The following is an 8,933-nucleotide window of genomic DNA, read 5'->3' as shown; positions in this document are numbered from 1 at the left end:
GAGCGTTATCCTGTCGTAGTGGCATTAGGTAGCGATCCTGTGACCATTTTAGGTGCTGTCACTCCTGTGCCAGACTCCATGAGTGAATATGCTTTTGCAGGTTTACTGCGCGGCGAACGCACCGAAGTTTGTAAAGCCATTAGCTGCGATCTTGAAGTGCCAGCTACCAGCGAGATTATTCTTGAAGGTTATATTGACCCTGAAGAGACAGCAGTAGAAGGTCCATACGGCGATCACACTGGCTACTATAACGAAACCGACTCATTCCCAGTATTTACCGTGACTCACATTACTCATCGTAAAGACGCCATTTATCATAGTACCTATACCGGTCGTCCACCTGATGAGCCGGCCATGTTAGGCGTGGCGTTGAACGAAGTATTTGTCCCCATTTTACGTAAGCAGTATCCAGAAATTATTGATTTTTATCTGCCGCCTGAAGGTTGTTCATACCGTATGGCTGTGATTTCAATCCGTAAGCAATATCCTGGTCATGCTAAGCGTGTCATGATGGGGGCCTGGTCATTCTTGCGCCAGTTTATGTATACCAAATTTATCGTTGTTGTTGATGACGATGTCAATTGCCGTGATTGGCAAGATGTTATTTGGGCCATTACTACACGAATGGATCCTATTCGCGATACCATGATGGTAGATAATACTCCGATTGATTATCTTGATTTTGCCTCACCCGTTGCCGGTTTAGGATCTAAGATGGGTTTAGATGCCACTAACAAATGGCCTGGTGAAACCACGCGAGAATGGGGAACCCCCATCGTGATGGATGAAAAAACAAAACAGAGAATTGACCAAATTTGGGATGATCTCGGCATACAAGATATGCCAACACTGTAACCACAGTGATCCAATTAGGGCGTAAATAGCTATAATTAACTCGTAAATAAAAAATTATAAAAGGGTTTAAAGGACGTTAGATGAAAACCATTCGTTGTCAGATAGAAAAAGTCACCCCGTTTAATGACGCTGTATACCAAGTGTTCCTTAAACCCGAAGCAGCCTTTGACTTTAAGGCTGGCCAATACCTAACTGTGGTCATGGGTGAAAAAGACAAACGTCCTTTTTCTATCGCTTCCGCACCTAATGCTGCGTTAATTGAGTTGCACATTGGTGCCGCGGTTAGCGAAAGTTATCCAATGCAAGTTGTTGAACGCCTACAAACTGCCACTCATATTGATATTGAAGCACCTGCTGGCGACGCCTTTTTACGAAGCGATAGCCATCGACCACGCATCCTCATTGCGGGCGGCACGGGTTTCTCATACATCAAAAGTATCGTTGAAGCACAGATTGCTAACGGCGAAACCATTAATACTAAACTGTATTGGGGTTGTCGTAACGAAGAAGCCATGTACTATCAAGACATCGCTCGTCAATGGCATGCCGATCATTCTTGGTTAGAGTTTATTCCAGTAGTAGAACTTGCTGACGGTAATTGGCAAGGTAAAAAAGCTAATCTACTAGAGCAGATTAAGCAGGATTTTGTCAGTTTGAATGGCTACGATATCTACATTGCTGGCCGTTTTGATATGGTTGGCACTGCACGAGAATTGTTCCGTGAGCTTGGCATTGAAGAAGCCCATTTGTATGGTGATGCTTTTGCATTTATCAAATAGGCTTTCCCAATAAAACCATTAAAACCGGCTATCTTGCCGGTTTTTTTATCGGTAAATCGACTGATTGCCTTTGTATTCCATGGCTCATTTATTTAAAATTAGCCCACATTTATTAATAAGGTACTCCAATGAAACTCAGTCAACTCACTCAGCCTATCTATGACCATTTATATCGCGATATTTTTGAGTTTCGCAGTACTTTTGATTTACCGGTTAACGACAGTGCTAGCCTAGACGACAAAGCTGATACCTTACACACCTCATTAATTATTGAAGAAATGACCGAGCTTGCAGAAGCAGACTCTCGCATGGAACAAGCTGATGCGATTGTTGACTCTGTCTATGTCTTAATGGGTCGTTTAGTGCACATAGGTGCGTCTCAGGTAAGCGATCGTCTAGAGATCAGCTATCTTATCGATTTATTGCTTAACGTGGCTAAAAACCGCGAAATAGACTTTATCCAATGTTGGGATGAAGTGCATTCAAGCAACATGAGCAAAGTGTGCCGAAACCAACAAGAGTTGGATGAAACTATCGCCTTTTACGCCAAACAAGGCGTTGAGATTGTCGGTAGCACTAAAGGTGAGTTTATTATTGCTAAGTGTGCTAAAGATGTCGATATGGCGGGTAAAGTGGTTCGCCAAGGAAAAGTATTAAAATCAGTTTATTATCGCCCTGCAGACTTAACTAAGTTAGTGCGAGATTAAGTTAGTTCGAGGTTAAGTTAGTGCGAGACTAACCGGCAAATTAGCAACTGAGTTGCACTTGGTAGTGCTAATTTACCCATAAAAAATGCGCTTTTATCAGCGCATTTTTTATGGGATTTTTATTATTACACTGCCACAGAGACTTTGTTATTAAGCGCCTGAATTAACTGCTGCGGATTGTCCACACTCAAATGCACCGTTTTCATGGGTTCGGGTAACTGGCCCATACCACCATGATAAATAACCGGACGGTTTAGGGTGATAGTGACATTACTCTGCCCACGACCAATAATAATGGTTTCTGGCTCATCTTTATTTAATTCAGTTGATTGTTGATCAGCGGCACTAGCAATATCGGCAATGTTAACTACCATAAATCCCCACAATGAATTATTGATCACTAAGTTATCTCTGATTAAATACAAAGAGTAATATCGTGATAATCGATGGTTAGCCACGATAGACATCAAGGTATAGGCAATAATACTTGAGACAATAATCGCCACCCACTCACTCCACGATGCCAGTAATACGTAACTCAGACTCGACGCACCAACACAACCAATAAGCATTAACCACACATGCCAGCGTGTCGCGCTAACAAGATTGATATTGGCAATTACTGGTGGATGATGACGTGAGAACCAAGGGATTGAATAAAACCAGTTGGTCGCTTCACTGGCGAGAATAAGCGCAATAGTTAAGCTTTTATCATCGCCATCTCGATACGTTTCTACCGCCCCGACTCTAGGATCGCCCTTAAGTTTTCGCACCTTAATCAAGCCACGAACAACACTCACCACCAAATACAATTCAATGACCAGCAGCACTGCAATAATCGGATAGCGTAACCATGCAATAAACTCAAAATAGTGCGCAACTTCGGCTGGGAAACTTAACCGAGCAACTAAGCTGCTTAAACTGAAAATAACTATCAATTTCCACAGTTTTTGAGCGCCCATTTTAATAATGCAATACCAGTAGCTCAGTGGCAGTAACACAAAATACAATCCGCAAATAAGGTATAACGACCACTTGTCCGCTTCGCTTGTTAACGACTCTGGTGTCCACTGAACGCCTATCACAAAGCTCAATACCATTAAGGCTAAAAAGACTAACCGATACTTTACCGTGGCTCTCATTGAATACTTATCCCTGTATATGTTATTAACCCACGCATACTATTGTGAATATAAACGTGAAGATACAAGTTGTTAACATATCAGCAAACATTAGTTTCATTGCTATTGATTGACGCAAAAATTGTTACTAAAAATTGCCGTAAATGGGTATCAAGATAAGTTGCGCTTAAACAGCCAAGTTAAACCATGAATAGCGGTGGTAGGAAAAGCCATAGAATGATCAGCCTCGGGGATGACTAGCAGCTTGAGTGCTAAGTCACCAGATTGCGCCGATGGATGGGATTGGAGCAGTTTAAAAAAAGCCTGCGCATCGGCCACCATATGATGATTATCGGTATAGGGTGGCTTTTCTAATTCGCCAATGCCAATAAACACCTTGGCAGATATGGCTGGTGTTTGACTAAAACGCTGCACAAACTGCTGCAACAATTGTTTATTGTCAAACCACAGAGATGGACTGCCTAATACGTAATACGCAAATAACGTTGGCTGTTCTAATAAAATATAAGCACCCAATAACCCGCCTAGCGAATTGCCCACAAAGGTGTTTTGTTGGCTGTCGACCCGATAGTTTTTTTCAACAAAGGGCATCACAACCTGGCTGATAAAAGTAACGTGCCGCTTGGCCTCGCCAGTGGGTCGTTTCCAACTCGCATCGTGACTAGGCGTATAGTCGCGGATCCGACTCGCCGAACCTTTGCTAGGCCTCTGATAACCTATGGCGACCAAAATAGCTTGCTGCATCATATTACTGTTCATTGGGAATCGCGTCGCGCCAGACACCACTTGCAAGCTATACATAGAGTCCGTCATATAGATTACAGGGTAATGATGAATACTATTGTTGCGGTAATCTTTAGGTAGTTTGATCATCACTTGATAGTGGCGATCGCCATCTTTGAGCACAAATTGGCGGGTACGAGGAATATTGACGAGTGCCGCTGTGGAATGTACATCAGCAGTGTTGCTTGATAAATCAGCCAGTACCGCGTTATTGTTAGCTGACACACTGACTAGGAATAACCCACAACATACTATCGCGCCGATTAACCAATCAGTTGTTTTCATGCATCCCTGCCCTATGGTAATAAACCGCAAAAGTTAAATCATATAATCCAGCGCAAGTGCGATAAACAGTACCATACCGGCCCAGTTATTGTTTAAAAAGGCTTTAAAACATGGTGCACGTTCACGATCAAAAATTAATCGTTGCTGATACACGGCAAATCCAATGAAGCTGATAATGCCCAAACCGTAAATAACGCCACGATCGGCCGCCAGACCAGCCATCACAAAACACCCTAGCGCAGCAAGTTGGAATAAACCGATAATCTGTCGATCAAAGCGGCCAAATAAAATAGCAGTGGATTTAATACCGACCTTTAAGTCATCGTCACGATCGACGATGGCATACATGGTGTCGTACGCTACCGTCCAACACCAATTAGCCATAAATAACCACCAAGCTTCAACCGGTACTTCACCAAGTTGAGCGGCATAAGCCATCGGAATTGACCAACTCCACACAATACCCAAAAACATTTGTGGCATGTTGGTTACCCGTTTCATAAACGGGTACATCACCGTTAAAATAATCCCCACCACAGATAACTGCACAACCAGTGGATTAAGCCATAATACTAAGCTAAACGCAGCCAAGCCTAACAGGGTAAATAGAGTCAGCGCCTCTTTAACAGACACTTCACCCGACACCAGCGGTCGCATACTAGTACGCTCTACATGAGCATCTAGCTTACGATCGGCAAAGTCATTAATAATGCAGCCATTGGCACGCATAATCACTACGCCAACAATAAAGATTAACAACACCTTAATATCTGGCAACCCTTGAGCAGCTAACACCAGTGCCATTAAACACGGCCAAAGCAGAAGTAAGGTACCTATAGGCCTATCAATCCGCATTAATCGTGTATAAGCACGAAGCTTATCTTGCAATGACATTGGTGTCATCTCTCCATGATTTAGCAGGCGAAACACATTAACAACGCTCTAATTTTGCTAACGATACTAACAGCCATTTACTGCCAAAATCGACAAACTCAACCTGCACACGTCCTTTTTCACCAGAACCTTCAAAGCTAGTCACAACACCAACACCAAACTTAAAGTGCTTCACTTTAGAACCCACTTTATGACCGGTGTCATTAAAACCATGAGGTTTTTTAGTGACAACCGTAGCCTTAGCAGGAAAACGCTGACTAACAGATGGCTTTACCTGAGCACGTATACGGATTTGTTCAACAAATTTTTCAGGAATTTCGTTAATAAACCGTGATGGGCTAGCATAATCTTCACGGCCATAAATACGACGAGACTCTGCATAACTGATGTACAGTTTTTGCATAGCACGGGTCATACCGACATAACACAAACGGCGTTCTTCATCTAAACGATCGCCTTCATCCAGGGCCATCTTGCTCGGGAATAATCCTTCTTCAACGCCCGCCATAAACACCATCGGGAACTCAAGCCCTTTGGCTGAATGCAAAGTCATCAACTGCACTGCATCAGTAAAGGCGTCAGCCTGACCTTCGCCAGCCTCTAAAGCCGCATGAGACAAAAAGGCATTAAGCTCGCCCATGTCTTCAAGTTCTTCAGGCATTTCAAAACTGCGCGCTGCAGTAACCAGCTCATTTAAGTTTTCAATTCGCGCTTGGGCTTTCTCGCCTTTTTCAGCCTCGTACATGGTACGCAAGCCTGAACGATCAATCACATCATCAGCCATCCGGTACAGCAACATATCTGCCGTATCCGTTCGCATCGCAATAATCAGTTCCATAAAGCCATTGATGGCGTTAGCCGCACGCCCAGCAAGGACTTTTTCTTCGATTAAACTCACACAAGCTTGCCACAGAGTTAGCTCATGCTGTTTGGCGGTTGAGCGCACAATATCCAAAGTACGATCGCCAATACCACGAGCTGGTGTATTCACTACACGTTCAAACGCTGCATCATCATTTTGGTTATTAATCAGACGCATATAGCCCATAGCATCTTTAATTTCTTGACGTTCGAAGAAGCGCAGACCACCGTATATACGATACGCTAACCCTTTGTGTAAAAAGGCTTCTTCTAATACTCGCGATTGAGCATTTGAGCGATATAAAATGGCGCATTCGCTCAAGCTACCGCCCTTTTCATGCCAGTCACTAATGCGTCCGACAATAAATTTGGCTTCATCCATTTCATTAAAGGCGCAATAGACCGAAATGGGCTCGCCATCTTTATCTTCAGTCCATAACTCTTTACCCAAACGATCTGGATTATTGGCAATCACAGCGTTCGAGGCATTCAAAATATTCGCTGTTGAACGATAATTTTGCTCTAAACGAATAGTTGTTGCACCTGAAAAGTCTTTTAAGAAACGGTGTAAGTTTTCAATTTGTGCACCACGCCAACCGTAAATAGATTGATCATCATCACCGACAATCATCACATTGGCTGTGTTACCTGCTAACACACGGATCCAAGCATATTGAATCGCGTTAGTATCTTGGAACTCATCCACTAAAATATGACGGAAGCGTTCTTGGTAATGTGCCAGTAAATGCGGTTTATTGAGCCATAACTCATGAGCACGTAGTAATATTTCTGCAAAGTCGACCAAGCCTGCGCGATCGCAAGACTCTTGGTAAACCTTATAAATATTCAGTAAATTTTGCTCAATCGGAAAGCCACCCGCGTCGATATTCTTCGGGCGTAAACCTTGATCTTTTTTACCGTTAATATAACTCTGAGCCTGACGAGGAGGATATTGCTTCTCGTCTAAATTAAGGCTTTTAAGAATTCGTTTAAGTAAACGTAACTGATCGTCAGAATCGATAATCTGGAAACTTTGCGGTAAATTGGCATCTTGATAATGGGTTCGCAATAACCGATGCGCTAAACCATGGAAGGTACCGATCCACATCCTGCCCATGTTAGTGCCCACAACCTTTTCCACCCGTTCACGCATTTCTGCCGCGGCTTTATTGGTAAAGGTTACTGCCAAAATAGAATATGGACTTTGTTGTTCAACTTGCATTAACCACGCAATACGATGGGTTAATACACGGGTTTTACCACTGCCGGCACCCGCTAACACCAACATATTTGAAAGTGGCGCGCCGACTGCCTCACGCTGTTTATCGTTTAGGCCGTCTAATAATGATGATACGTCCATTTTTCCTCCCAGAAATCTGCGAGGCATTATATCTTAAATAGCGTGATAATGGCGTGCAATACTTCAGCTATTTTAAGCTAGCTATCACCTTAGCTAAGAGAATGAACCTATTGACTACATTAATATCAACGTCATTGAAATCACTTACTTGTGATGTTCTAACCACGAAATCAAGCCTAAATTGACAAAGCAGTAAACGAAAATTACTATATAAAATAAACAATTAATTGATTTTAGCGTTAAGTAATCGGCCTAATCGTCGATTAAGTACTCAAATTTATGACTCAAAAAACTAGATTAAGTTTGTTTGTTTTGTGGCGAGTATGTCTGGTGAACATGTCGGTTTAAGATCAATATGTTCAATGCCATTAATACTAAAAAGCCGATTGAAATGCTCTTATTACCAACAGCTTCAGCTGTATAGGTTGCCATATTGAATATCAAAGATTTAGAACTATTCATTACAGTTGCAAAGTTAGGCAGCTTTTCCAAAGCGGCAAAGTCTTTTGATACTCGCAGAGCATTAGTCAGTCGCCGGATTGGAGAAATAGAAAAACAACTCGGGGCACCGTTATTTACTCGCACAACAAGAGTCATGGCCTTAACCTCTGCAGGTCGACAATATCTTGCTCAAATCGAACCTTTAGTGAATCAATTAAATCATGCCGGATATGTGTTTAAACATCGTCATGATGAAGTACAAGGTAATTTACGCATTGGTTTATTGCCTTTCGTCGACAAGTTGATGGATGAATATATCGCTCACTTCATTCATGCGTATCCGCAAGTCCAATTAGAGGTGTTAATTGTGTCTGGTGGCAGTAAAGAGCTCAATCGTTTAGGGCTCGACTTGATTATTGATGTCGGTCAAGTAAACGGTGCAAATATTGCTGTACATAAGTTGACGACTTTTGAGCGTAAAATTTATGCTAGCCCAAGTTATTTAGAAAAATCATCACTGATCGAAAATACCGATGACTTACAATACCATTCATTACTAGGCTTTAGAGATGCACATGGGCAACTAGAGCAGACTTGGCATTTTCAGCATGCAAATGTACCAACTCATTATAAAGTTATCTGCAGCGACTTTAACTCGTTATATCACTTATGTTTAGCCGGGGCGGGTATCGCTTTATTACCTCATGTTATTGCTCACGAGGCAGTAAATCAGGGACGATTAATTAATATTCTACCGCAACACAGCATTGGCTTTGCCGATATCAGCTTGGCCTATTCGACCAAAAGTCCTCAATCACCTGTGGCA

Annotated in this window: 8 protein-coding genes; 4 read left to right on the top strand and 4 right to left on the bottom strand. The window is 42.4% G+C overall.

All coding sequences use genetic code 11. The annotated features are described in order from the left end of the window. The 3 genes from H5202_RS15080 to H5202_RS15070 all read left to right on the top strand — a co-directional run. The coding region (locus H5202_RS15080; RefSeq protein ID WP_182772797.1) for a UbiD family decarboxylase at positions 1–855 on the top strand (855 nt) is incomplete at its 5' end. A gap of 80 nt (positions 856–935) precedes the next feature. Continuing rightward, positions 936–1,634, top strand: coding sequence for an NAD(P)H-flavin reductase (fre, locus tag H5202_RS15075; protein ID WP_182772796.1), 699 nt, complete (start codon positions 936–938; stop codon positions 1,632–1,634). 128 nt (positions 1,635–1,762) lie between these two features. Then, positions 1,763–2,341, top strand: a complete 579-nt coding sequence (locus H5202_RS15070; protein ID WP_101085172.1) for a nucleoside triphosphate pyrophosphohydrolase family protein — start codon at positions 1,763–1,765, stop codon at positions 2,339–2,341. Between the two features lie 125 nt (positions 2,342–2,466). On the opposite strand, the gene H5202_RS15065 is transcribed toward H5202_RS15070, so the two are convergent. The 4 genes from H5202_RS15065 to uvrD all read right to left on the bottom strand — a co-directional run bounded on the left by H5202_RS15065 (position 2,467) and on the right by uvrD (position 7,666). After that, complete coding sequence (locus H5202_RS15065) at positions 2,467–3,483, bottom strand: hypothetical protein (protein ID WP_182772795.1); 1,017 nt, start codon at positions 3,481–3,483, stop codon at positions 2,467–2,469. Between the two features lie 150 nt (positions 3,484–3,633). Then, positions 3,634–4,551: an alpha/beta hydrolase gene (locus H5202_RS15060; protein WP_182772794.1), complete on the bottom strand. Its 918-nt coding sequence runs from the start codon at positions 4,549–4,551 to the stop codon at positions 3,634–3,636. Between the two features lie 33 nt (positions 4,552–4,584). Then, the gene (ubiA, locus tag H5202_RS15055; protein WP_182772793.1) at positions 4,585–5,445 is read right to left on the bottom strand and encodes a 4-hydroxybenzoate octaprenyltransferase; all 861 of its coding nucleotides are present in this window, start codon (positions 5,443–5,445) and stop codon (positions 4,585–4,587) included. Positions 5,446–5,482: 37 nt separating this feature from the next. Further along, complete coding sequence (gene uvrD / locus H5202_RS15050) at positions 5,483–7,666, bottom strand: DNA helicase II (protein WP_182772792.1); 2,184 nt, start codon at positions 7,664–7,666, stop codon at positions 5,483–5,485. 433 nt (positions 7,667–8,099) lie between these two features. Between uvrD and H5202_RS15045 the strand changes: the two genes are divergently transcribed. Next, positions 8,100–8,933, top strand: an 834-nt coding sequence (locus H5202_RS15045) for a LysR family transcriptional regulator (protein ID WP_182772791.1), incomplete at its 3' end; no start/stop codon positions are given.

Source organism: Shewanella sp. SG41-4, from assembly GCF_014164505.1.
Lineage (GTDB): Bacteria > Pseudomonadota > Gammaproteobacteria > Enterobacterales > Shewanellaceae > Shewanella.
The sequence above is the reverse complement of the archived record's forward strand: the minus strand, read 5'-3'. Positions and strand labels throughout refer to the sequence as shown.

Excerpts from the sequence above, each read along its gene's own strand:
- H5202_RS15065 (WP_182772795.1), bottom strand. The coding sequence starts at position 3,483 with ATGAGAGCCACGGTAAAGTATCGGTTAGTCTTTTTAGCCTTAATGGTA.
- uvrD (WP_182772792.1), bottom strand. The coding sequence starts at position 7,666 with ATGGACGTATCATCATTATTAGACGGCCTAAACGATAAACAGCGTGAG.
- H5202_RS15070 (WP_101085172.1), top strand. The coding sequence starts at position 1,763 with ATGAAACTCAGTCAACTCACTCAGCCTATCTATGACCATTTATATCGC.
- fre (WP_182772796.1), top strand. The coding sequence starts at position 936 with ATGAAAACCATTCGTTGTCAGATAGAAAAAGTCACCCCGTTTAATGAC.
- H5202_RS15060 (WP_182772794.1), bottom strand. The coding sequence starts at position 4,551 with ATGAAAACAACTGATTGGTTAATCGGCGCGATAGTATGTTGTGGGTTA.
- ubiA (WP_182772793.1), bottom strand. The coding sequence starts at position 5,445 with ATGTCATTGCAAGATAAGCTTCGTGCTTATACACGATTAATGCGGATT.